The following is a 20,208-nucleotide window of genomic DNA, read 5'->3' as shown; positions in this document are numbered from 1 at the left end:
TAAAGTGGTTGCTTTCCATTTTGACAGGAGTCTTCCATGCGCCAACGCATCATTGTTTGCCCGCTGATTGAAAACGATAACGCCTTCCTGCTGTGCAAAATGGCGGCGCACAAGGGCGTGTTTCCCGGCCAGTGGGCGCTGTCCGGCGGCGGCGTCGAGCCGAGTGAACAAATAGAACAGGCGCTGCGGCGCGAAGTGCGCGAAGAGTTGGGCGCCGCGCTGATCCTCGACAACATCACGCCCTGGACTTTCCGCGATGACGTGCGCGTCAAAACTTACGCCGACGGCAGCCAGGAGCAAATCTACATGATTTACCTGATTTTCGACTGCCATGCCGCCAACCGCGACGTGACGATCAACGACGAGTTCGATGACTACGCCTGGGTGCCGCGCGAGCGCCTCGCGGACTACGATTTGAACGAGGCCACCCGCTTCACCCTGCGGCAAAAGGGATTGTTGTAACAGTTTGAGCGATTATCGCCCTATTTCCTTCACATTTGCCGGGCAGACTCTTTTGATATTTTTTAATCACTTAGGGTCACTATTGCCGCCGTTATGCTTTTATCTCACGCTTTTCTCCGTCTGCCTGTCCGGCGCTTCGGCGCCGCCCTGCTGTTCAGCCTGCTGTTCGTTTTGGCGCCCGTGCATGCCGCTGCACCGCCGCTGGTGCTGAATGCCAAATCGGTGCTGGTCGTCAATCAACGCACCGGAAAGACCCTTTATCAGAAGCAGCCGAACCGCGTGCTGCCGATCGCCTCGCTCACCAAACTGATGACCGCCATGGTCGCCCTGGACAGCAAACGCCCGATGGGCAGCAAGCTCAAAGTCACCGCCGCCGATCGCGATCTGCTGAAGAAAACCCATTCGCGCCTGACCATCGGCTCGGTGCTCAGCCGCCGCGACATGCTGCACATCGCCCTGATGTCTTCGGAGAACCGCGCCGCCGCCGCGCTGAGCCGCAGTTATCCCGGCGGGCGCAAGGCCTTCGTGGCGAAAATGAATCAGAAAGCGCGCGCCATCGGCATGAAGCGCGCCCGCTTCTACGATCCGACCGGGTTGACGCCGCGCAATGTGGCGACCGCCAACGATCTGCTGAAGATGGTCAATCACGCCTATCGCTATCAGTCGATTCGCCGCTTCAGCACCGACAAGCAGCAGATCGTGCGCCCCGGCCGCGGCCAGTTGGTTTACCGCAGCTCCAACGGCCTGATCAACAACCCCGCCTGGAAGATCCAGCTGCAGAAAACCGGCTTTACCGACGAGGCCGGCCACTGCCTGGTGATGCGCACCACCATCAAAGGGCAGCCGGTGGTGATGATCCTGCTCGGCGCACAGCCGCGCTACGGCCACTACCGTGACGCCATTCGTCTGAAGGCCTGGCTCGAGGGGTAACATCGCGTCGCTTTACCGTTCTGCGCATATCCAAATCCGTTTTGGATCAATGGAATATCCTATCGCCAATCAGTATTAAGGCGTGCGCCGCCCGCATGGTATTTGTCAGGCATATCTGATGAGGAAAGGAGCGGGAAAATGGCTTATGCCTTGAGCATATTGGAAAAGAGTCCGATCGCCGAAGGGGAAAGCGCCGCGCAGGCGCTGGCGCGCACGCTGCATCTGGCGCAACAGGCGGAACGCTGGGGATATCGGCGTTTCTGGTTAGCGGAGCACCACAATACGCCGCAGCTCGCCTGCCCGTCGCCGGAGGTGCTGATCGGTTATCTGCTCGGCCAAACGTCGCGCATTCGCATCGGCTCCGGCGGCGTGATGCTGCAGCACTACAGCGCCTACAAGGTAGCCGAAAACTTCAACCTGCTGGCGGCGCTGGCGCCAGGGCGCGTCGATCTCGGGGTGGGCAAAGCGCCCGGCGGGCTGCCGCTCGCCACCCAGGCGCTGCAGGCCGCCCATGACCGGCAAAACAAACCTGCCTTCCCGCAGCAGCTGTCGCAGCTGACCGCTTACCTGAACGACGACGCCGAACCGGGCCTGAGCGCCACGCCGTTGCCGCCGCACGCCGCCCAGCGCTTTTTGCTCGGCGCCAGTAAAGAGAGCGCGACGCTGGCGGCTGAATCCGGCTGGGCCTTCGTGTTCGCCGCGCATCTGAACGGCAATCCGCAAGAGATTAGAGAAGCGCTGGAGCACTACACCGCACACAGCGGCGGCCGCAAGGGGCTGCTGGCGGTGGCGGCGATCGTGGCGCAGAGCCCGGAGCAGGCCGCGACGCTGGCGGCGGAGATTCAGCAATACCGCGTGCACGTCGCCGGTGAGCAGAGCGTGACCGTCGGCAGCCTGGCGCAGGCCGAGAGTTTCGTGCAACAGGCCGGCGCCACCGACTACCGCATCGAGCCGCGAGAAAGTCATGTTCTGCTCGGCACCGCGCAGCAGGTGCATCAGCAACTGGCGCAGCTGCAGCTGCAGTACGGCGTGGACGAGTTCATCATCGACACGCCGATCGCCGAACCGACCGCCCGGTTAACCTCGCTACAGCGGCTGGCGGAGGAAAACCTGACGCCGGCTTAGTTGATCGCCGCCTCGGCCCGCATGGCTTCGGACAGATCCTGCGCCAGCGGCGCCAGCTGTGCCGGCACCACGTTGGCCAGGCTAACGCGCAGCGCCGGGCCGCCCTTCAGGCGGAAAGGTTCACCGCCCTGCACCAACCACCCCCGCTGCGCCATCAGCTGCGCGGCGGCGCTTTCCGACCTCACCGGCAACCACAGATGCAACCCTTCACCGACCGCCAGCGCCGTGTGATTCAATGCATTGAGCCGCTGCACCAGTTCATCCCTTCTGGCCTGATATGCCTGTTGCGCCCGCGGCAGTTGCCCTTCCTGCAAGGCCTGTCTCCACAGCCTGGCGGCGATCTGTTGCAAGATATGGCTGACCCAGCGTTCGCTGATGTACTGATCGGCGCGCATCGCCTGCAGCAACGTCGGGTTGCCGCAGGCCAGCGCGATGCGCAGATCCGGGCTGAGAAACTTGCTCAGCGACAACACGTACAGGCCGCGATCGCCGTCGAACGGCAGATGCAGCGGCTGCTGCGACAGCGGCCCCCAGAAGTCGTCGACGATCGCCAGACACTGCGGGTTGTCGCGCAGAAAACGCCGCCACTGTTGCGCGCGCTGCGCAGAGAGCGAAGCGCCGGTCGGATTGTGAGCGCGCGGCGTCAGGATCACCGCGCCGGCGGCCCCGCTTTCCGGCAGCCGACAGCCCTGTTCATCTACCGACAGCGGCAGCGGCCGTAGACGCAGATGGCGCAACAGCGTCAATAGCGGCGGCCAGCAGGGATCTTCCACCCACACCGCCGCACCCGGCTGCACATGGCAGCGCAGCGCCTTTTCCATCGCGTCCAGCGCGCCGGAGAACACCGCCGGTTCCCCCAGCGTGACGCCCTGGCGGCTGAGCCACTCGCGTCCCAGACCGGTCAATACCGGCAGATCGCCACTGATGTCATAACCATTTTGCTGCGGGAACACCTCCGCCGCGCCAAGCGCCAACGCCGGCAACAATGCGGCATCCAGATTGCCGCTGGCCAGATCGCACATTCCCGCCGGCACCTGACGCGGCGTATAGGCCGCACTCACCGCCGCCAGCGGCGGCTCCAGCACCACCGTTCCCGCCCGCCCGCGCGTCGCCACCAAGCCGGCATCGCGCAATCGGGCATAAGCGCTGGCGACGGTATTCGGATTGACCTCCAGCTCCGCAGCCAGTTGGCGTACCGGCGGCAACAGCTCGCCCGGCCGCAGCGCGCCGTCTTTGATGCGTGCGGCGATCTGCTCGGCAATCTGGACAGCGCCGCCGCCTTTTGCATACAATAAAGTCATACATAAATCCTTTTGTACTAGTTCAAACAAGATTAGCAGCTTCCGCGGCCAAAAGTAAGGGGTTCCATGGATAAACATTACGTGCTCGACATTCAGTATGCAGGAAAAGCCTTTGCCCGCCTGGAGATGTTCACCCCCTGGGCAGCCGATCAGTTGGAGCAGGCGTGCGCGCTGTTCCCGGCCGCGCAGGGTTATCAGGTGCAGCTCAGCCAGGTCAGCGAACGCCGCATCGTCTATCAGAGCGGCGCGCAGGGCATCACGGTGCTGGGCGAGTCGCTGGCGCTGACGCCGTTCCCCCACGCTCACGAGGTTAAACAATGAAAAAAGCCGTCGCCATTCGACACGTCAATTTTGAAAACCTGGGTATTCTCGGTTCCCTGCTCTCGCTGCGTGGCTATCAGATCGACTATTACGATGCCGGTCGCGATGATATTCGTGCTATCAATAATGAAGAGACCGATCTGTTGGTGGTGCTCGGCGGGCCGATCAGCGCCGCCCGGCACTTTTCCGGTGAGCAGCGCTATGATTTTCTCGACCATGAATTGGCGCTGGTCAAACAGCGCCTGGCGCAGCGGCGGCCGACCCTCGGGGTGTGTCTCGGCGCGCAGGTGATCGCCCAGGCGCTGGGCGCCGACGTGATTTCGCTCGGCGTCAAAGAGATCGGCTTCGCCCCGCTGACCACGCTCGCGGCCCAAGACGACTCGGTGCTGGCGCCGCTGGCCGATACGCCGGTGCTGCATTGGCACGGCGATATGTTCATGATCCCGGACGGCGCCCGCTGCCTGGCCGGCACGGCGATTTGCCCGCATCAGGCTTTCGACTATCAGGGGTTCGCGCTCGGTCTGCAGTTCCATCTGGAGGCGGATCACCGCGATATCGAACGCTGGTTGATTGGTCATGCCTGCGAGCTGGAACTGGCCGGCATCGCACCCAAGAGCCTGCGCGAACAGGCGGCGCACCACGGCGCACGGCTGGAACAGCGCGCGCGGCAGGTGTTCGCCCGCTGGCTGGATAATAACGAACCAAGGATGTAACTCATGCAACAGGCTTCACCCTTGCGATCACCGTCCATCGACGTGATCAGCATTCAATCTCAGGTGGTTTACGGCAGCGTCGGCAACGGTATCGCCTACCGGGCCCTGCTGAAAAAGGGGCTGGAAGCGCTGCAGGTGCCCAGCGTGCTGTTCGGCTGCCCGCCCTATTACGGCAAGCCGCATGGCGGCGTCATCTCCGGCGAGTGGTTCGGCGGCTTTCTCGACGATCTGATCGCCCGCGGCGTGATGAAACGCACCCGGGCGGTGATCGTCGGTTACCTGGGCGACGTGATGCAGTGCCATATTCTGGCCAACTGGCTGCAGCGGGTGCGCGCCCTCAATCCGCAGATAAGGATCTATATCGATCCGGTGATGGGCGATTACGGCGAAGGGATCTACGTGGATGAGCGCATCGTCAATTGCTATCGTTCGCCGTTCCTGCGGCTGGCCAACGGCCTGACGCCGAACGGTTTCGAACTGGAGCAGCTGTGCGGCCGCTCTCTGAGCAGCCGGGAGCAGACGCAACGCGCCGCGCAGGCGCTGTTAAACGACACCACCGAATGGGTGCTGGTCACCAGCGCGCCGGGCGTGGCACAGCACGAAGACGAAGTGGGTTTAATGTTGGTCACCCGGCAGGAAGCGCAGTGCTTTACCCATCCGAAGATCAAATCGGCGGTCAAAGGCACCGGCGATCTGTTCACCGCACTGCTGGTGAGCCATCTGCTGCGCGGCGCCGCGCTCGATGCGGCCGTGGTTGCCGCCGGCGGCGAAGTGTGCGACGTACTGGCCGAAGCGGCGCATTTCGGTTGGGAAGAAATCGGCAGCCTGCGGGCGTTAAAACCGTAAGACCTGTGGAGAGTCAGGGGCAGCATGCCCGCCCCTGATAAATATCAGCGTTTTTTCTTTTTGTTGAAATCCAACTCGAAGGCGAACACCGCGCTCTGAATTTTTCGCTCCATCGCCAGCCCCAGCTTGAGGAAACGGCACGACAGGCGCGAGAAGTGCACCACCTGGTCGTTATCGTCGGTTTCCTGATCGTCGTTGACCACCACCAGCTCCATGTTGACCTTGAAGCTGCCGTAGCTGCCCAGCTCCAACTCCGCTTTCTTGAACAGTAGACCCGGCTGGAAGAAATCCGGCAGCGGGCCGTCGAAGCGCAAACCAACGCCGCCGGCGGACAGATCGTGGATCCGCAGTTCATAAGGCGTGCCGTCCGGGTATTCGCCGGTACAGAAGAATTGGCGCCAGTGCGGCGTGGTGATGCGGAACTGCCGACGACGCTGGATGTAGACCAACTCCTGCGGCAGCCGGGTCGAGCAGGCCTGCACGCCCTGATGCTCAGTCATCTCCGCCTGTTCTACGGAAAACTCGATCTTGGCGTCGTGGCTTTCAATCACGATGGTACAAGCGCCCTCGATGGCGCTTTCCGCTTCTTCACCGCTAAACACGATGTTATCCGGCCCGACGCTCAATAACAGACTTTGAAACCGTTGCTGCTGATTCTCTACGCGCAGCGGCGTGCGCTGTTTGCAAATTTCACGCAAAATCGCCAGAACTTCAAAACGTTCCCGTTTGACAAACAGTCCGTTATCGCTGTGCTCCACACGTCTCTCCTGACTTTTTTCTAATGACGTATTACGTATTACGTATTACCTATTCCTTACGGTTATCATCTCTGGGAATATTCCTAAAGTCAAATTTGCCAGCGCTGCCAGGCCTGTGGCAACAGGCGTGCGAAACGTTTCGCCCACGCCTGTTGCCCGCGTTCGTCGGCGATCAGGTCCTGGCGGATTTCGATGCCGACATAAGGCAACCCGCGCCGTTCCGCATGAACCGGCAACGTGTAGTCGGTGGCGTCGGTCATCGCATAGGGTTCGTTGATCCCCACCTGCAAATCCCCCTCTTCGCGCAGCAGTTCGGCCAACAGATGGGCAAATTCCGGGTAGCGATTAAACAGCAACCCCACCTGCCAGGGGCGCGATTCCCCTTTGAACACCGGTGTGAAACTGTGCATGGCGATCACCGCCGTCGGCAGTTCGCGCAGCTGACGTTGCCCCAAATGATCGTCGATGGCGTGGTGATACGGCAAAAACACCTCACGCTCGCGCGCCAGCGCGTGCTCGGCGTCAATACCGATATTGCCGGGTATCGGCGTCAGTTCGGACAAATGCGGGATCGAGCTGGCGATGCCTGGCGCCCGGTTGCAGTCGATCACCAGCCGTGAATAACGCTGGTGGATCAGGGTGGCGTCCAGCTGACGGCTCAGATGGCGCGACACGTTCAACGCGCCGATGTCCCAGCCGATGTGGCGTTCGATCTCCCCCGGCGGCAAACCAAGGTCGCCAAGGGATTGCGGTATCGCCTTACCGGCGTGATCGCACAGCAGCAAAAAGGGCGCTTTGCCGCGCGGGATTTCAACGGCGGCGGCAGAGGGTTCATCGGCGGACAATAACGGCGGGATAAACGAATGGGGCATGGCGGGCTCCGGCGGTGGAAAGCAAAACATTTATCGTAGCGCTATCCCGTCGCCGGCCCCAAGGTCGTGCTTAGATCAAAAAGGCATGAGTCAGACTGTAGTCATGCCGTCTCGGCCGGCTGCGGCTGGTGCACCGCGATGTAACGCTGATACCGCGATGGCTTGAGCCGCGTAGTATCCACCAACACCAGTCCATCGATACAGTTGTTGAACGCCGGATCGGTGCCGAAATCGATAAACTGCACCCCGCCCGGTTCGCACAGCTCGGTGTACTGCTTGTACAGCGTTGGGATCGAGCAGCCGATGTTGCTGAGCAGGCTCTTCAGCCGCACCAGATCTTCCTGATAGTTGTCCCCGGCAAACTGCGCCAGCACCTGCGGCAGCGACGCCGGATAAGGCCGCCGCGACTGCGCGAAGGCGTGGTCCGGCGAGAAATAGAGCCGATAGAAGGCGATCAGCAAATCACGTGCTGCCAGCGGCATGCCGCCGGAGATCGACACCGGGCCGAACAGATAGCGGTACTGCGGGTATTTCGACAGATAGGCGCCGATGCCCAGCCACAAATAGTCCAGCCCGCGCTTGCCCCAATAGGCCGGCTGAATGAAGCTGCGCCCCAGCTCGATGCCCTGCGCCAGGATCGGTTCCATATCGCGGTCATAATGGAACAGGCTGTTGCTGTAGATGCTTTCCAGCCCTTTGCGCGCAATTTGTTCGGCGGTAGGGATGAAGCGATAGGCGCCGACGATCTCCAGCTCCTCCTCGTCCCACAGCACCAGGTGGTAGTAATCGTCGTCGTAGCTGTCCAGATCGCGGCGGCGGCCGGATCCTTCCCCCACCGCGCGGAAGGCGATCTCACGCAGGCGCCCCAGCTCGCGCAGGATTGGCGTCCGCGCTTCGTCATGGCGACGATAGAGATAGATGGTTTTACCGTCCGGCGTTACCCCCAACCGTTCGCAGTTCGCCAGCGCCTTTTTCAGCTCCAGACGATCTTCCGGCAGCGCGATCGGCGATTCGCTGGCGAACAGCCCCGGCTTGCCCTGGCCCAGACGATAGACGTGGCGGCGAAAACGCTCCGCCAGATCCTTGGCGCTGGTGTGGCCGTCGTGCCAGTTGGCGAACGGCACGCGGCCGCCGACGCGGATCTTGATGCGCCCGCCCCGCTGCTGGAACATTTCGCGCACCAGCAGCAAGGTCGACAGCGGCCGGTAGACCAGAGAGGTAAAGTAGAACAGGTTGCTGTTGCGTGCGCTGATGTGGATCGGCACGATCGGCGCGCGCGCTTTGGCGGCCAGGCGCAGAAAACCGGTATGCCAGTGGCCGTCGCGGATGCCTTTCGGGCTCATGCGCGACACTTCGCCAGCCGGGAACAGGATCAGCGCACCCTGGTTGTCCAGCTGCTGCTGCATGCCTTCAATCTGTTTGCGGCTGGTTTTATAAGCGACGTTATCCACCGGCACGAACAGGCTGCGCAGCGGTTCAATGTAGGTCAGCAGCTGGTTGGCCACCACTTTCACGTCCGGGCGCACCGCGGCAACGGCGCGCAGCAATACCAAGCCGTCGAGCGAGCCGATCGGGTGATTGGCCACGAGCACCACCGGCCCCTGGCTCGGGATGTTTTCCAGATCGCCGTCCACCAGTTCGCAGCTGAGGTTAAAGTAGTCCACCACCTGCTCGATCAGATCGAGCCCTTTCAGATGGGGATAATCGGCGGCGAACTGTTTGAATTCTTTTTCGAAGAGAAGGGTTCTTAGCAGGCTGCGCTGCCAGGCGGGGGTATTGCGGTGTGGAAATGCATCTTGCAACAGAGAATCCAGGCTGAACATCGCGTTATCTCCTGACGTAGTCGCTGCAAACTTAAGCCAGAGCCGTGACTCTGACATGTCAGTTACATGACAATAAAGTGAATCCATCGACTATCAGGTATAGCAAAGTAATGGCGAATTGGGAGCGAAAGACGCATTTTCGCCCCCACTTGCCTTCACATCGGCGCCAGCAACGCTTCGATGCGGCGGTTTACCGCGTCGCGCAGGCGCAGCAGCGGCCCGGCCTGGTGCGGATAACGCTTGAAGGTGATGCGCATGCCCAGCTCACTTTCTATAAGCGCTTCCACCGTCGCCCGATCGGTCAAACTCTCCAGCAGCTGCAGCGCGCGCATGTCTTGCAGCCCCTGGTGCAGCACCCGCAGGCGCAGCGACTCCACCGGCTGCAGATCCTCACCGGGATAGGCCACGAACGGATCGCCGGAGGGAAACGCATGGCCGCTGTCGGTCACCGCGTACGGATTGATGCGTTCACGCGAATGGGCGCTGTTATAGAAGTTGAATCCCCAGTGCAGAAAGCCGGCGATGCGGTACAGATACAGCTGCACGCCCAATATGCGGTTGCGCGACGAAGGCTGAGCGAAGAAGCGATTGGCGACCTCAGTCTTCTGCACGCAGCAGTAATAGGCCCACAGGCCGGGGACCTGGTGTTCGATAAAAGGTTCGAGGTGGTCGGTCGCAACGACCGGGGTTTCCACCAGGCCTTGCTGATAAAACGCGAAATCCGACAGCGCATCGAAGGTGCGGAAGCCATCCAGCAGCGGGCGCAGCGCGACGCTGGCGCGCCGGTAGGCCGCCAGGTTGTCCAACGTCGGCTCATCGGAAACATGGAACCATACCTGCCGTTCCAGCCCCCGTTCGCGGAACCAGGCGGTCAACGCCGGCAGCAGCGCCTGTAGGAAACGCCGATACGCTTCGCCCTGCGCATCGGTGTGCCAGCCGAACTGCGTTCGCGTCTCGCCCTGCGCCTCCACCACGATCTTCGGCGCATGCGCCGCGCCCCATTGGGTAAACAGCGGCGCGATTTCGAAGTGCTCGATGCCCTCTTCCTGCGCCAACGCCACCCACTGCGCCAGACGGCTGAAATCGAAGCCATACCCGTGCGCCGAATGTGTCACCCTCACCAACTGTACCGTGGTGCGTTCGCCGCCAACGGCGGTATCCAGCGGCGGCGTGAACAGCGGTGTCAGCAGCATATTGACGCCGGCCTGCACCGCGCAGCGCACAAAGTTGCGCACCGCGCGCCAGTACGCCGGGCTGAACACCGCCAAACGGTAGTAATCCGCCAGGCAGTCGGTGTGCAGCCATTCGGTGTGCAACAGCGTTTGCGGCGGCAACGCCGCGGGCACCAGATGCAGCGTCAGTGTGGCCTCGGCCAGCGCCTCGCCGCTCTGGGCATCCAGCAGCCGCAGGGTCAACGGAAAGTCGCCGGCCAGTTGCGCGTCGGCCGGCGGCGTCAGGGTCAACCACAGGCTGCCATAATAGCGGCAGGCGGCAAAAAAACGCCGTTGCGGCAGCGGTATCAGCGGATCGGGAAATAAGCCCGGCTCGGTGGTCAGGTAATTCTCATCGGTCTCGCGATAACAGGGAAAACCGCTCGGCACCGATTGCACCTGGCGCACGCTGATATACTCCGCCAGCGGCCCGTCGAGTTGATAACACAGCTCATGGCGAGTCTCGTTGCCCGGGGTTTGCAAACAGTACACCGCCTGCCAGGAAAGCACCTCGTTATTCAGCCCGCTCAGCCGATTTTCCACGGCAATGGGCGGCATATTTTGGCGATGAAATACTTTTTCCAGGCAATGCGTAAATACCAGAGACAGGCGCATGATATTTCGCCCTCTTTATTTTGGATGAATAAATGTTGTGAGATTCAGGCTAGCGTCTTTTATCGCCACAAACAATAGCCGGCAATAAAAAACGTTCAAGCGCCCTCCTCGGACAGCCCCAGCAAGATTTTTTTGTTTATTTGCATCACAAAAATGAAAGAAGCTGAAGCTTGCACAATAAAAATATTTTTAATCCCCATTATGGTGCAAGGGTTATCAGTTATTCCTATACCTGCGAAGGCCGCTAAATGCCGCGCCACCGGGGAAAAACCCGTCAAAAGGTTAATGAGATGTAAACAAAAACCCCTTTCACTTGGCCGTAAAAGCCTTTCGATTTTAACAACAATGAAACATTGTCGCCCCATTTTTGGGCGTTTGGGGGTGTATTGACACATTGAAAGTTAAGGGATAGAAAGAATTTACGTTGCGAAAAACGCTATTCGTCGCTCACCGAGGGGAAAGCAATGTCACCGATAAAAAATACCGGCCGCCTGCTGGCGCATTCTATTCTTGCCAGCGCATTATTATTACCCACACTGCTCCATGCCGCAGATAAAATAACTTTACGCTATGCCGTTTGGGACAGAAACCAATTACCCGCCGAACAGGAGATTGCCAAGCGCTTTGAACAGGCTAATCCGGATATAAAAATAGAAATAGAATTAACCCCCTCGGCGCAATATTTCGTTAAATTAGATTCCGCCGCCGCCGGCGGCGTAGCGCCAGATATATTCTGGATCAATATGCCTTATTTTGTGCAGTACGCCAAAAACGGCATTATGGAGCCGTTGGCGCCCTATATTAAGGACAGCGGCCTTAAACTGGACGACGTGGTCGCCAGCTCGGTGAAAGCCTATCAGTACGACGGCCAACAGATGGCCATCCCGCGCGACGTCGATTCCATCGCCGTGTGGTACAACAAAAAACTGTTCGATCAGGCCGGCGTCAGCTATCCCACCAGCGACTGGAGCTGGGACGATCTGAAGAGCAAGGCCGCCGCGCTGAAAAACGGGCTGAAAGGCGCCGCCTTCCCGCTGGTGATGGATCTCAGCATCGACGGTCAGGACAGTTACATGAACCTGCTGTTCCAAAACGGCAATCACATCGTGCCGAAAGATGGCCAGCCCACCGACATCGCCAACGACAAATCCCTCTGGGTCTATCAGCAGCTGCAGGGCATGATGAAAGACGGCCTGATGCCAAGCGCCCAGCAGATGAGCGAAGTCAAAACCGAGAACATCTTCCAGTCCAACCGCGCCGCGATGGTCTATGCCGGTTCCTGGCTGGCGGCGCCGTTCGCCAATAACCCGCTGATCAACGACCACATCGGCGTGGTGATGATGCCGAAAATTGAACGCCAGTCCGGCGTGGCCCACAGTTTGGCCTTCGCCATGTCGGCGAAAAGCGCCCACAAGCAGGCCGCCTGGAAATACATCGCCTTCATGAGCAGCGAGGCCTCACAGGCGGAGCTGGCCAAGGTGGTGATCCCGGCCAACAAGACGGCGGCCAAAGTCTGGGCGCAGCAGATTCAGAAAGTCGACGTCTCGCCTTACATCCAGACCCTGGAAGTGACCCAGGCTTACCCCACCGCCGGCACCAATACGCCGAAGTGGCAAAACATGTGGATCGCCAGCCTGAAGAAGATCTTTATGGGCGCGGACGCCAAACAGGAAATGGACAAATCGGTCAAGAAGATCGCGCGCGTCATGGAGCAGTAATCGCCCCGCCGCGGCGCGCTGCCCCGAGCGCGCGCCGCGGTGGACCCACGCTGAACGTCATAGGTGAGGAATGGCAACATGTCGCTGGCAGAAACGGCTACGGTCACCCTGAAACCATCCCGGCGCACCGCCCGCCCCGCGCTCAATCGGCTCGAACGCGCCGAACGCTTCTGGGGCTGGGTGATGATCCTGCCGCTGCTGTTGGGGGTGACGGTGTTTTACCTGATCCCCTTTTTGCAGAACATTTTCTACAGCTTTACCGATCTGAACCAATTCATGCGCTGGAGCAGCATCAGCGTCGATAACTATCTCAACCTGTTTGAAGACGACGATTTCTACACTGCCGCCGCCAACACCCTGTTTTACGTGGTGGTCTGCGTGCCGATCAGCCTGAGCCTGTCGCTGCTGCTGGCGATTGGCCTCAACCAGAACATCCGCGGCAAAGGCCTGCTGCGCACCCTGCTGTTCCTGCCGGCGGTCACCATGCCCGCGGCGGTGGCCATGGTGTGGCAATGGCTGTTCAACAAGGATTTCGGCCTGATCAATCAGGCGTTGGGCCTGCTGCACATTACGCCGGTCGCCTGGCTGTCCGATCCGGACGTGGTGCGCATCAGCGTGTCCATCATCATCATCTGGTCGTCGCTGGCGCTGAAGATCATCATTTTGCTGGCCGGGCTGCAGAGCATTCCGCGCCAGCTGTACGAAGCGGCGGACATCGACGGCATCGGCACCCTGCGGCGCTTCTTCTGCATCACGCTGCCGATGATGGTGCCGACGCTGTTCTTCGTGTCGGTGATGAGCTTTATCGAGATCCTGCAAATCTTTGACGTGGTGTTCCTGATGTTCGACCGCGCACTGGTGGAAAACGACGTGATGACCGTCACTAACCTGTTCTACAAGTACGCGTTTTATCTGCAGGAAAAAGGTTACGCCTCCGCCATCACCGTGGTGCTGTTCGCCGTCACGCTGGTGATCACCCTGATTCAAATGGCGATCGGCAAGCGCCTGAAAGTCAGCTGAGGAGCTGCACATGAACGCAAGCAAGAAAACGCTGGTGTACCTGTTTATGGGGCTGGCGGCGCTGGCCTCGGTGGTGCCTTTTATCTGGATGCTGGTGACCTCGCTGAAAACCCAGGCCGAGAGCATTCAGATCCCGCTGACGCTGCTGCCGGCGCATCCCAGCCTGCAGGCCTACGGCCGGGTGATGCACGAAATCCCGTTCGCCGGTTTTTATCTCAACTCGCTGCTGGCGACCTTCTTCACCGTCACCCTGCAGATGGCGATCGCCACCCTGGCCGCCTATGGCTTCTCGCGCCTGCATTTTCGCGGCCGCGACGCGGTGTTTCTGGTGTGCGTGTCGATCCTGATGGTGCCCGGCCAGGCGTTTCTGATCCCGCAATTCCTGGTGGTGCAGAAGCTGGGGCTGGTCAACAGCATCACTGGGCTGGTACTGCCGGGCATTTTCAGCGTTTACGCCACCTTTCTGCTGCGCCAGTTCTTCCTGGCGGTGCCGAAGGAGATGGAAGAAGCGGCGCTGATCGACGGTTACAGCTACTTCGCCATCTTCTGGCGCATCATGCTGCCGCTGATCCGGCCCGGCATTATCGCCTGCGTCATCATCAACGGCCTGTGGAGCTGGAACAACCTGATGTGGCCGCTGATCGTCAATACCACCACCGAGAAGCTGACGCTGCCGGTTGGGCTGGCCTCGCTCTCCAGCCGCGCCGGGGTGGAATACCCGTTGCTGATGGCCGGGGCGCTGATGGCGGTGATCCCGATGCTGATGCTGTTCATTATTTTCCAACGCTATTTCATCCAGGGCATCGCCAGCGCCGGGGTGAAAGGCTAACGCGCAGACAAGGTAAACAACATGGCCGGAATTCAGTTAAACAGCGTTAAAAAAGTGTACCCCAACGGTTTCCACGCGCTGCACGGCGTCGATCTGGACATTGAGGACGGGGAATTTATGGTGTTCGTCGGCCCGTCCGGCTGCGCCAAATCCACCCTGCTGCGGATGATCGCCGGGCTGGAGAGCGTCAGCGAGGGGCAGATCCTGATCCACGATCGCTGCGTCAACGACAGCATGCCGAAGGATCGCGGCGTCGCCATGGTGTTCCAGAACTATGCGCTGTACCCGCACATGACGGTGTACAAGAACATGGCGTTCGGCCTGATCGGCAAAGAGAGCAAGGCTGAGATCGACCGCCGGGTGCGCGACGCGGCGGAAAAGCTGGAGATCACCAATCTGCTGCAGCGCAAGCCGGGCCAGCTCTCCGGCGGCCAGTGCCAGCGGGTGGCGGTCGGCCGCGCCATCGTGCGCAAACCCAAGGTGTTCCTGTTCGATGAGCCGCTGTCCAACCTCGACGCCAAGCTGCGGGTGTCGATGCGCGTGCAACTGATCGAACTGCACAACCAGCTGAAGCAAGAAGGCGCCGCCGCCACCATGGTGTACGTCACCCACGATCAGGTCGAAGCGATGACCATGGGCGATCGCATTTGCGTGATGAACCGCGGCGCCATCATGCAGGTGGATAAACCGATCAACCTGTATCACCACCCCGCCAACCGTTTCGTCGCCGAGTTTATCGGCAGCCCGTCGATGAATTTGCACGATCTGGCGATCGTGCGCGACGGCCAAACGGTGCGGCTGCGTATTGGCCTGCAGCACCAGCTCGATCTGCCGCCTGCGCTGCAACGGCAATTGGCGGACTACCCGCATGCGCGGGTGTGTCTCGGCATCCGGCCGGAGTCCTTGCGGCTGTGCGCGCCCGGCAGCGCCAACTGTTTCCCGGCGCAGATCGTCACTATCGAGCGCATGGGCAACGAAGAGCTGCTGCACTGCGAACTGGCCGATTTGCGCTTCGTGCTGCGCATGGCGTCGCTGCCGGATTGGGAGCCGCGCCTCGGCGAAAACATTCATCTGGCATTCGATCTGACGCGCGCGCATTTGTTCGACGAGCTCAGCGGCCAAAACCTCAAATAACAACAGCGGAGTATCCAGCAATGTCGTCAACACAACCCAACAGCTTTGCCCATCGCCCGGTGCGGGTGCTGGTGGTCGGCGCCGGGGCGCGCGGTGAAATCTACTCGCGCTATGCGCTGGCGCATCCCGATTTGATGCAGGTGGTGGCGGTAGCGGAACCGCGCGACGCCTACCGCGAGCCGTTCGTGGCGCAGCATGCCATCGCGCCGGAAAACGTCTTCACCGACTGGCGCCTGGCCGCCGACGCCGGCAAGCTGGCCGACGCGGTGCTGATCTGCACCCAGGATCGGATGCACCTCGAACCGGCGCTGGCCTTCGCCCGCCAGGGCTACGCCATGTTGCTGGAAAAACCGCTGTCGCCGGACGCCGACGAGTGCCGCGCCATCGTCGCCGAGGTGACGCGCCAAAAGCTGATCTTCTCGGTCGGCCACGTGCTGCGTTACACCCGCTATACCCAAAAGCTCAAACAGTTGCTGCGCGACGGCGCGATCGGCGACATCATCAGCCTGCAACATTTGGAACCGGTCGGCTACTGGCATCAGGCGCACTCCTTCGTGCGCGGCAACTGGCGCAACGATCGGCAGGCCGCCTTTATGCTGCTGCAGAAATCCTGCCACGACATCGACTGGATCCGCTACGTGATGGAGCAGCCCTGCGAACAGGTCAGCTCCTTCGGCAACCTGCGCCACTTCCGCCAGGAAAACCAACCGGCCGGCGCGGCGGACAACTGCCTGGATTGCGCGGTAGAGGCAAACTGCCCCTATTCCGCCAAACGCATCTATCTGGGCGACAATCACAAGGCCACGCCCGGTTTTCTGCGGGTGCTGACGCCAGAGCCCGACCAGACCACGCTGCGGGCGGCGCTGCGCGACGGGCCTTACGGCCGCTGCGTCTACCGCTGCGACAATAACGTGGTCGACCATCAGGTGGTCAACATGCAGTTCGCCGGCGGCCGCACCGCGTCCTTCACCATGACGGCCTTTACCCGCCACGAAGATCGGCACACCCGCATCTTTGGCAGCCGCGGCTGCCTGGAGGGCGACGGTCGCCATATCCGCATCACCTCGTTCCTCGACGACGGTGAAACGCATTACGACACCGATGCCGGCCAGGATCTGCACGCCATGGCCGGCCACGGCGGCGGCGACTACTACCTGATGCAGCACTTTATCGCGGCCATTCGCGCCAACGATCCGAGCCAGGTGCTGGCCGGCCCGGCGGAAGCGCTGGAGAGCCATCTGATGGTGTTCGCCGCCGAACGCGCGCGCCGCGAAGCGGCGGTGATCGCCCTGAGCGGAGCCTAAAGCATGGCGATGAGAGAGATGCGTTACGGCTTCGACATCGGCGGCACCAAAATTGAAATGGCCGCTTACGATCGCCGGCTCAATCAGGTGCTGCTCCAGCGGGTGCGCACCCCAACCGGCGATTACGGCGAGTTCGTGGCCTGCATCGCCGGGCTGGCCGAGCAGGCGGATCGCGAACTGCACACGCGCGGCAGCATCGGCATCGGTTTACCGGGGATCACCGATCCCGTCAGCCGCCGCCAACTGGCGGTCAACGTGCCCTGCCTGACCGGCCATTGCCTGGCGGATGATTTGACGCAGGCGCTGGCGCGACCTATCGCCATCGAGAACGACTGCCGCTGCTTCGCGCTGTCGGAAGCCAGCACGCCGCAAACCGCGCACCTGCCGCTGGTGTTCGGCGCCATCATCGGCACCGGAGCCGGCGGCGGCCTGGTGGTGAACCGGCAACTGCACAAGGGGCGCAACGGGCTGGCGGGCGAATGGGGCCATATGCCGATCTCGGCCCAGCTGGCGCAACGTTACGATCTGCCGCTGTTCGGCTGCAACTGCGGGCTGACCGGCTGCTTTGAACGCTACGTCTCCGGCAGCGGGCTGCTGGCGCTGAGCCGCCATTTTGCCCATCCGGCCGCTGACGTGCCGACGCTGGTCGCCTGCTATCGTGCCGGTGATGCGCTCGCACAACGGCTGATGACCATGTACGTCGACATCCTGGCCAGCGCGCTGGCCGGTTTGCAGCTGCTGCTGGACGTCGATGCCTTCGTGCTGGGCGGCGGGCTGTCCAACGTCGGTGAGCTGTATCGGCTGTTGCCGCCGGCGATGCGGCGCTGGCTGCTGCCTGGCATGGAGCCAGCGGCGGTGTTCCCGCCGGTGCACGGTGACAGCAGCGGCGTGCGCGGCGCAGCGCTTTTAAGCGCGCCGGCATAAAAAAAACAGTGAAAGCCCGGCGGTTGTCGAGCGATCGCTGCGGCTTTCGGCATCGATGGACTGAATGAATAAGCGCTGGGAATTGGCGACTGAAAAATAACGAATTTGCCGTTTTCACTTTGCGTTAACACCGCTTTCGGTTGTCGCTCAACCGAAAGCAAAATCAAATATAACCAACTGATAGATATAGATATTTTAAAATTAATCGATTGCATTTCAGTGTTTCGTTTGCTGTAATTCGCCACGAACAACTGAAAGCGCTCCGGTCGGTATCGCTGCGGCTTATTAAGCCGCGGTCGGGCACGGCTACAGGTAAATCAGGAGTCTGCATTAATGATCAATACCGCAAAACGCCGGGAATTAATTATCGACCAGCTGTGCCGCGAGGGCACGGTGCGCGTGGAGCAGCTTAGCCAGCAGTTTTCGGTGTCCAGCGTCACCATCCGCAGCGATCTGCGCCAGCTGGAAAAACACGGCTGCGCGGTGCGCGCCTACGGCGGCGCCATGTTGAATAAACAGTTCGCCTTCGACCGCCCGCTGCAGGACAAGGGCCGCATCAATCGCGACGTAAAACACGCCATCGCCTGCGCGGCGGCGGCGCTGATTGAAGACGGCGACGCCATCATCCTCGACTCCGGCTCCACCACCAGCCAAATGGCGCCGCAGCTGGCGGGGAAAAAGGATCTGGTGGTGATGACCAACGCGCTCAACATCGCTTTCGAACTGGCCAACAACGAGCAGATCGACCTGATGGTGGTCGGCGGCAGCGTGCGCCGCAAAGCCTGGTCGCTGTACGGCCCCGCCGCCGAACAACAGCTGCGCCAGTATCGGTTCGACAAGCTTTTTCTCGGCGTCGACGGCTTCGATCTCGCGAGCGGCATCACCACGCCGGATCCGGGCGAAGCGCAGCTGAACCGGGTGATGTGCGAGGTGGCGCGCGAAGTGATCGCCATCGCCGACGCCAGCAAATTCGGCCGCACCAGCTTTTGCATGATCCGCGACATCGGCCAGATCCACCGCCTGGTCACCGACAGCCGCATTCCTGAACATTATCTGCAGGCGCTGCACCATTTAGGGATCGACGTGATTATCGCCGACCGTTAACCGAGGCTTTTTAAGGAGCTGTCATCATGAACGCGTATTTCTCTTACGAGACGAATTGGCTGAAGCAGCGCAACGCCTGGCATACCGCCGCAGAAATTTGGCAACAGCCGGATTTGTGGGCGACGCTGCATCGCCAACTGCAGGATCAACAGGCGCAATGGCAGCCGTTCCTGGCGCCGCTGCTGGCCAATCCGCGCCTGCAAATCGTCTTGTGCGGCGCCGGCAGTTCGGCATTTGCCGGCCGCGCCCTGGCCCCCTGGCTGCGTGAACGCACCGGCCGCGACGTGGTGGCTTACGGCACCACCGATATTGTCGCCAACCCGCTGCAGTATCTCGACCCTGACCGGCCGACGCTGCTGGTTTCCTTCGCCCGTTCGGGCAACAGCCCGGAAAGCGTGGCGACGGTGGAGCTGGCCGATCAATTGCTGCCGGAAAGCTATCATCTGATGCTGGTGTGCAACCCGGACAGCCGGCTGGCGCAGTACGCGCATCAGCGTGGCAACGTCTGCTCGCTGGTAATGCCGCAGGGCGCCAACGATCAGAGCTTCGCCATGACCTCCAGCTTCAGCTGCATGATGCTGAGCGCCGCGCTGCTGCTCGGCCCGGCTTCACTCGAGGCCGCCCAGGCGCCGTTGAACGCCATGGTGCAGCGCTGCCGCACACTGCGCGAAACGCTGCAGCCGCAGGTGAAGGCGCTGGCCGCCAGCGGTTTCCGCCGCTATATCACCCTCGGCGGCAGCTGCTTTACCGGCCTCGCCGAAGAGGCTTCGCTCAAGATGCTGGAGCTGACCGCCGGCCGCATCGTTACGCGCTACGACTCGCCGCTCGGCCTGCGCCATGGCCCGAAATTTATGGTCGACGGCCAGACATTGGTGGTGCTGATGTTCTCCCACCACGACTACGCCCGTCAGTATGACCGCGACCTGTGGAACGAGCTGCAGCGTGATGGGCAGGCGATGCAGCTGGTCGGGTTGACCGGCGAACGCCAACCTCTCGCCGATGCCCTGCTGCATATGCACGATGCCGCTGACGATATCTGGCTGCTGTTCCCGTATCTGCTGTTCAGCCAGATGCTGGCCTTCGAGAGTTCGCTGGCGCTGGGGCTGACCCCGGACAACCCTTGCCCGACCGGCGAGGTCAACCGGGTGGTGAAAGGCGTGACGATTTACCGTTTTCCTTCCCTCGAGCCGTAAGGAGA

At 61.2% G+C, this 20,208-nt stretch carries 19 protein-coding genes; 14 read left to right on the top strand and 5 right to left on the bottom strand.

Features of this window, described 5'->3' with window-relative positions; translation table 11 throughout:
* The first annotated feature begins 36 nt into the window (after nucleotides 1-36).
* From nudI to ACMGF7_RS19390, 3 genes are all read left to right on the top strand, one after another.
* Nucleotides 37-462 (top strand): nucleoside triphosphatase NudI, encoded by a 426-nt coding sequence (gene nudI / locus ACMGF7_RS19400; RefSeq protein ID WP_197763525.1) that lies wholly within the window; start codon nucleotides 37-39, stop codon nucleotides 460-462.
* Nucleotides 463-555: 93 nt separating this feature from the next.
* A complete protein-coding gene (gene pbpG, locus ACMGF7_RS19395) occupies nucleotides 556-1,392 on the top strand; it encodes a D-alanyl-D-alanine endopeptidase (protein ID WP_004938210.1) in 837 nt (278 codons plus the stop codon).
* Nucleotides 1,393-1,530: 138 nt separating this feature from the next.
* Complete coding sequence (locus ACMGF7_RS19390) at nucleotides 1,531-2,517, top strand: MsnO8 family LLM class oxidoreductase (protein WP_049240906.1); 987 nt, start codon at nucleotides 1,531-1,533, stop codon at nucleotides 2,515-2,517.
* Here ACMGF7_RS19390 and ACMGF7_RS19385 read toward each other — a convergent pair.
* Complete coding sequence (locus tag ACMGF7_RS19385; protein WP_049240905.1) at nucleotides 2,514-3,818, bottom strand: aminotransferase class I/II-fold pyridoxal phosphate-dependent enzyme; 1,305 nt, start codon at nucleotides 3,816-3,818, stop codon at nucleotides 2,514-2,516. The genes ACMGF7_RS19390 and ACMGF7_RS19385 overlap by 4 nt on opposite strands.
* Nucleotides 3,819-3,884: 66 nt before the next feature.
* Here ACMGF7_RS19385 and ACMGF7_RS19380 point away from each other — a divergent pair, with 66 nt between their 5' ends.
* From ACMGF7_RS19380 to ACMGF7_RS19370, 3 genes are read left to right on the top strand one after another with little or no spacing between them, the layout of a single operon-like run.
* Complete coding sequence (locus ACMGF7_RS19380) at nucleotides 3,885-4,139, top strand: hypothetical protein (RefSeq protein ID WP_049240903.1); 255 nt, start codon at nucleotides 3,885-3,887, stop codon at nucleotides 4,137-4,139.
* Nucleotides 4,136-4,852 carry a glutamine amidotransferase gene (locus ACMGF7_RS19375; RefSeq protein WP_118892000.1) on the top strand — a complete coding sequence of 239 codons (717 nt, stop codon included), beginning with the start codon at nucleotides 4,136-4,138 and terminating at the stop codon, nucleotides 4,850-4,852. The genes ACMGF7_RS19380 and ACMGF7_RS19375 overlap by 4 nt, the downstream gene beginning before the upstream one ends.
* Before the next feature lie 3 nt (nucleotides 4,853-4,855).
* On the top strand, nucleotides 4,856-5,698 hold the full coding sequence (locus ACMGF7_RS19370; RefSeq protein ID WP_197799601.1) for a PfkB family carbohydrate kinase: 843 nt from the start codon (nucleotides 4,856-4,858) through the stop codon (nucleotides 5,696-5,698).
* 44 nt (nucleotides 5,699-5,742) lie between these two features.
* On the opposite strand, the gene ACMGF7_RS19365 is transcribed toward ACMGF7_RS19370, so the two are convergent.
* The 4 genes from ACMGF7_RS19365 to ACMGF7_RS19350 form a co-directional block, all read right to left on the bottom strand.
* Complete coding sequence (locus tag ACMGF7_RS19365; RefSeq protein WP_049240900.1) at nucleotides 5,743-6,456, bottom strand: flagellar brake protein; 714 nt, start codon at nucleotides 6,454-6,456, stop codon at nucleotides 5,743-5,745.
* An 89-nt stretch (nucleotides 6,457-6,545) separates the two neighbouring features.
* The gene (locus ACMGF7_RS19360) at nucleotides 6,546-7,328 is read right to left on the bottom strand and encodes an N-formylglutamate amidohydrolase (protein WP_154870320.1); all 783 of its coding nucleotides are present in this window, start codon (nucleotides 7,326-7,328) and stop codon (nucleotides 6,546-6,548) included.
* Nucleotides 7,329-7,429: 101 nt separating this feature from the next.
* Nucleotides 7,430-9,151, bottom strand: coding sequence for an ornithine lipid synthase OlsF (gene olsF / locus ACMGF7_RS19355; RefSeq protein WP_015377973.1), 1,722 nt, complete (start codon nucleotides 9,149-9,151; stop codon nucleotides 7,430-7,432).
* A gap of 155 nt (nucleotides 9,152-9,306) precedes the next feature.
* A complete protein-coding gene (locus ACMGF7_RS19350) occupies nucleotides 9,307-10,977 on the bottom strand; it encodes a DUF4091 domain-containing protein (protein WP_049240897.1) in 1,671 nt (556 codons plus the stop codon).
* Nucleotides 10,978-11,441: 464 nt separating this feature from the next.
* Between ACMGF7_RS19350 and ACMGF7_RS19345 the strand changes: the two genes are divergently transcribed.
* The 8 genes from ACMGF7_RS19345 (at nucleotide 11,442) to ACMGF7_RS19310 (ending at nucleotide 20,203) form a co-directional block, all read left to right on the top strand.
* On the top strand, nucleotides 11,442-12,695 hold the full coding sequence (locus ACMGF7_RS19345) for an ABC transporter substrate-binding protein (RefSeq protein ID WP_049188973.1): 1,254 nt from the start codon (nucleotides 11,442-11,444) through the stop codon (nucleotides 12,693-12,695).
* Nucleotides 12,696-12,773: 78 nt separating this feature from the next.
* Nucleotides 12,774-13,715 (top strand): carbohydrate ABC transporter permease, encoded by a 942-nt coding sequence (locus ACMGF7_RS19340; RefSeq protein WP_049240895.1) that lies wholly within the window; start codon nucleotides 12,774-12,776, stop codon nucleotides 13,713-13,715.
* Between the two features lie 10 nt (nucleotides 13,716-13,725).
* A complete protein-coding gene (locus ACMGF7_RS19335; RefSeq protein ID WP_004938251.1) occupies nucleotides 13,726-14,544 on the top strand; it encodes a carbohydrate ABC transporter permease in 819 nt (272 codons plus the stop codon).
* A gap of 21 nt (nucleotides 14,545-14,565) precedes the next feature.
* On the top strand, nucleotides 14,566-15,678 hold the full coding sequence (locus tag ACMGF7_RS19330) for an ABC transporter ATP-binding protein (protein ID WP_004938255.1): 1,113 nt from the start codon (nucleotides 14,566-14,568) through the stop codon (nucleotides 15,676-15,678).
* Between the two features lie 20 nt (nucleotides 15,679-15,698).
* The gene (locus ACMGF7_RS19325; protein WP_049240894.1) at nucleotides 15,699-16,982 is read left to right on the top strand and encodes a Gfo/Idh/MocA family protein; all 1,284 of its coding nucleotides are present in this window, start codon (nucleotides 15,699-15,701) and stop codon (nucleotides 16,980-16,982) included.
* Nucleotides 16,983-17,000: 18 nt separating this feature from the next.
* Complete coding sequence (locus ACMGF7_RS19320) at nucleotides 17,001-17,906, top strand: ROK family protein (protein WP_164094987.1); 906 nt, start codon at nucleotides 17,001-17,003, stop codon at nucleotides 17,904-17,906.
* Between the two features lie 333 nt (nucleotides 17,907-18,239).
* On the top strand, nucleotides 18,240-19,010 hold the full coding sequence (agaR, locus tag ACMGF7_RS19315; RefSeq protein WP_021503775.1) for a transcriptional repressor AgaR: 771 nt from the start codon (nucleotides 18,240-18,242) through the stop codon (nucleotides 19,008-19,010).
* Between the two features lie 26 nt (nucleotides 19,011-19,036).
* Complete coding sequence (locus tag ACMGF7_RS19310) at nucleotides 19,037-20,203, top strand: SIS domain-containing protein (RefSeq protein ID WP_164094917.1); 1,167 nt, start codon at nucleotides 19,037-19,039, stop codon at nucleotides 20,201-20,203.
* Nucleotides 20,204-20,208 lie beyond the last annotated feature (5 nt).

The sequence above is a fragment of the Serratia sp. BNK-17 genome (assembly GCF_048684935.1).
In the GTDB taxonomy this organism is placed as follows: Bacteria; Pseudomonadota; Gammaproteobacteria; order Enterobacterales; family Enterobacteriaceae; genus Serratia; species Serratia nematodiphila.
Note: the sequence above shows the minus strand (reverse complement) of the source record. Positions and strands in the feature narration are given on the sequence as shown.

Bases quoted from the DNA above. Each gene is read 5' to 3' on its own strand.
- nudI (WP_197763525.1), top strand. From the start codon at position 37: ATGCGCCAACGCATCATTGTTTGCCCGCTGATTGAAAACGATAACGCC.
- pbpG (WP_004938210.1), top strand. From the start codon at position 556: ATGCTTTTATCTCACGCTTTTCTCCGTCTGCCTGTCCGGCGCTTCGGC.
- ACMGF7_RS19390 (WP_049240906.1), top strand. From the start codon at position 1,531: ATGGCTTATGCCTTGAGCATATTGGAAAAGAGTCCGATCGCCGAAGGG.
- ACMGF7_RS19385 (WP_049240905.1), bottom strand. From the start codon at position 3,818: ATGACTTTATTGTATGCAAAAGGCGGCGGCGCTGTCCAGATTGCCGAG.
- ACMGF7_RS19380 (WP_049240903.1), top strand. From the start codon at position 3,885: ATGGATAAACATTACGTGCTCGACATTCAGTATGCAGGAAAAGCCTTT.
- ACMGF7_RS19375 (WP_118892000.1), top strand. From the start codon at position 4,136: ATGAAAAAAGCCGTCGCCATTCGACACGTCAATTTTGAAAACCTGGGT.
- ACMGF7_RS19370 (WP_197799601.1), top strand. From the start codon at position 4,856: ATGCAACAGGCTTCACCCTTGCGATCACCGTCCATCGACGTGATCAGC.
- ACMGF7_RS19360 (WP_154870320.1), bottom strand. From the start codon at position 7,328: ATGCCCCATTCGTTTATCCCGCCGTTATTGTCCGCCGATGAACCCTCT.
- olsF (WP_015377973.1), bottom strand. From the start codon at position 9,151: ATGTTCAGCCTGGATTCTCTGTTGCAAGATGCATTTCCACACCGCAAT.
- ACMGF7_RS19350 (WP_049240897.1), bottom strand. From the start codon at position 10,977: ATGCGCCTGTCTCTGGTATTTACGCATTGCCTGGAAAAAGTATTTCAT.
- ACMGF7_RS19345 (WP_049188973.1), top strand. From the start codon at position 11,442: ATGTCACCGATAAAAAATACCGGCCGCCTGCTGGCGCATTCTATTCTT.
- ACMGF7_RS19340 (WP_049240895.1), top strand. From the start codon at position 12,774: ATGTCGCTGGCAGAAACGGCTACGGTCACCCTGAAACCATCCCGGCGC.
- ACMGF7_RS19335 (WP_004938251.1), top strand. From the start codon at position 13,726: ATGAACGCAAGCAAGAAAACGCTGGTGTACCTGTTTATGGGGCTGGCG.
- ACMGF7_RS19330 (WP_004938255.1), top strand. From the start codon at position 14,566: ATGGCCGGAATTCAGTTAAACAGCGTTAAAAAAGTGTACCCCAACGGT.
- ACMGF7_RS19325 (WP_049240894.1), top strand. From the start codon at position 15,699: ATGTCGTCAACACAACCCAACAGCTTTGCCCATCGCCCGGTGCGGGTG.
- ACMGF7_RS19320 (WP_164094987.1), top strand. From the start codon at position 17,001: ATGCGTTACGGCTTCGACATCGGCGGCACCAAAATTGAAATGGCCGCT.
- agaR (WP_021503775.1), top strand. From the start codon at position 18,240: ATGATCAATACCGCAAAACGCCGGGAATTAATTATCGACCAGCTGTGC.
- ACMGF7_RS19310 (WP_164094917.1), top strand. From the start codon at position 19,037: ATGAACGCGTATTTCTCTTACGAGACGAATTGGCTGAAGCAGCGCAAC.